A 2376-nucleotide genomic window follows, 5' to 3' on the forward strand; every position below is an offset into this window, starting at 1 on the left:
TGAGTTGGTCACCCGACGGAACGAGGAGGAAGTTCGCTAACTCATCAGCGCTCAAGATGAGATCAGGGCGTGTCTTCTTTTTTCGCCAACTGGTCGTTAATTCACGGTTCAGAACGTTCCTGAGATGCTTGCGAGCGTTCTTTCGCCTCGTCCATTTGAACCAGCCCTTGTGTTCGGCTCGCTGTCCATTGAGGCCGTAGAACGGCCCGTCCAGTGGGTCGAACACTGGAGGAATGGACGTGAGTTGAGAAGCTACGTCATCGGTGTCAGCGTCGACTGGTGGAACAGCGACCGTTCGAAGGTTGACTGAATAGGTCTGCTTCGGGCGCTTCGCAGTAATTCGGTCAATACGATCTTGGACGCTGTCCGGCAGGTTACGTTCTCGACGGCGACGTCTGTCTTCGTAATCGTAATCGTCGAATTCGAAAATCGGACCGATGTACCGTTGCGCGAATGTGTCTCGCCCATCTTTGAGGTCTTCGACGCGCAGTTCGGCGTCAGCCTTCCATTCAGAACGCCGCTGGAAGACGACCTGGAATCCGATTGGATGGTCGAAGTCGCTCAAGTGCTCGATGAGTGTCGCTAACGGCGTGATTGTGATTTCAGCACCCGCATCGTCACCTGCTGTCGCCTTCGTGAACGGGACGAGCGTCGTCATCCAATCCCGCTTTCTCTCGGCAGTCCCCCGCCACTGGACGCCGACTGGCTGGAGTTGGTCTATCGATGGGCGAGCGTGAACTGGTTCTGAGTCAGCCTCGTGCTCCTGTTCATCGGATTCTGCCAAGTCATCATCTTCATCATGCTCGTCAAACTCATCCCATAGCTGCCCGGCTTCGAGTGCTTCCTCGTACTCTTCGAGAGTGTACTCCCGCTCGGGAATGAGTTTCTGCGCAGGGTCCAGTTCCGTACGCTCGATGTCGAACGTCGTCGGGTAGATCGACAGAAGTCGCGACTCGAGCGTGTCGAGGTGCTCAGTTGCCCCGTAGTAGAACTCAACCGGCCTATCAGTACCCTCACTTATCGCGAGGAATTCGAAGCGTGGGGGCTCAGAGGAGTTGAATGGGTTCAACGTGCTGAGCAGCCCGGTCTCCGAGGTCGTCGATAGTTTGTGGAGACTGCTGAGGACCTCGACAATACCGTTGGTCCCGAGTTCTTCAGACGTCGGTGTGACGCGAAGATACTCACGCTCCATCTTCGGACACCTCCTGAGAACCACCGTCAGTTTTAGCGGAAACAGTGGTGTGTTCACTTGAAAGAGAGCTGTCTCGGAGCTCTTCACGAAGTGCCTGTATCTCGGGATCAACCGTGTCGCCACCAGCGCCCGGAAGCGACTCAGCAGACGACTCGGTTGGGTCGAAGTCGATGACCTGTTTCTCTTTGGGCATCGCTTCGACACGGATTCCACGCCACTCACCGTCGACACCAACGAGTGCTTCAGAGTAGCCAGCGTCCTCGTTCCCCGGAATTGCGTCCTGGACAAACCGCATCTGGGCGTAGTTCAGTCCGAACTCCTTAGCCCACGTTTCGTCCATCCCATCGAGATGGTGGAACTGCTTGACTGCACACTGGTCAAGAATAGCCTCGGACTCTGTGTGTTCGAAGAACTCGTCGACGGTCTGTGTGACCAACCGAATCGACAAGTTGTGGTGCCGGTGATGACGGAACACCGTCTCCAAGAACGCCAAACTCGCAGCGTCCTGCATGATGTACCGCGCTTCGTCGATGACGAACACAACCTCCTTGTCGGTCTCTTTGGCACGCTCGTAGACAAGCGAGATGAGAAGTTGCATCGTCAGCGCCGTACTGCTATTGACGCTGCCTTCTTGTTGGGCCAAATCAAGGTAGATGACCTTCTCGTCACGGATGTTGAAATCCGACGCTCTACCGAGATTCGAGTATCGTCCCTCGTCTTCGAATGGTCGAAGCTGATCGAGAAGCCACGTTGCGTCGTCACGGAGCTTGCTCGATTCGGCGTCAGTCCGAACCACGAACTCTTCGGGCGATTCGACCATCTCCTCGAAGACGTCCATCATATCACGGACAGTCGGACTGGGATTACCGTGTGTGGCTATGTCGTCGGTGATTCCTTGTCGCTCGTACGAACGCTTGAGACCGAGCTCGAGCGTCGTCCGACGGTCACCGAGCGAGATACCGCGGAGTGCGAAGTAGTTCGTCAGGAAACTCATCGCGTCGTCAAGTTTCTCGTTGAATGGACTCGCGTCCTCACCCATCGCCCGCTGAACGTGCTCTGGAGTCTGGCGAATCTCCAGGGGATTCAGTCCGAGTGTCCCACCGACTGTAATGCGCTTTGCGTTGAGCGCTTCAGCGACACCCGTCCAGTTGTTGAGGGGCTCGAGGATGATTCCGATTCGGTCC

The 2376-nt window shown here is 56.1% G+C and carries 2 pseudogenes; both read right to left on the reverse strand.

The features are described from left to right. A pseudogene (locus AUR66_RS11625) lies at positions 1–1192 on the reverse strand (conjugal transfer protein); the annotation flags it as partial. Then, positions 1182–2376, reverse strand: a pseudogene (locus AUR66_RS11630) (VirB4 family type IV secretion system protein); the annotation flags it as partial. The pseudogenes AUR66_RS11625 and AUR66_RS11630, both read right to left, overlap by 11 nt.

This window comes from Haloferax profundi, from assembly GCF_001469865.1.
In the GTDB taxonomy this organism is placed as follows: domain Archaea; phylum Halobacteriota; class Halobacteria; order Halobacteriales; family Haloferacaceae; genus Haloferax; species Haloferax profundi.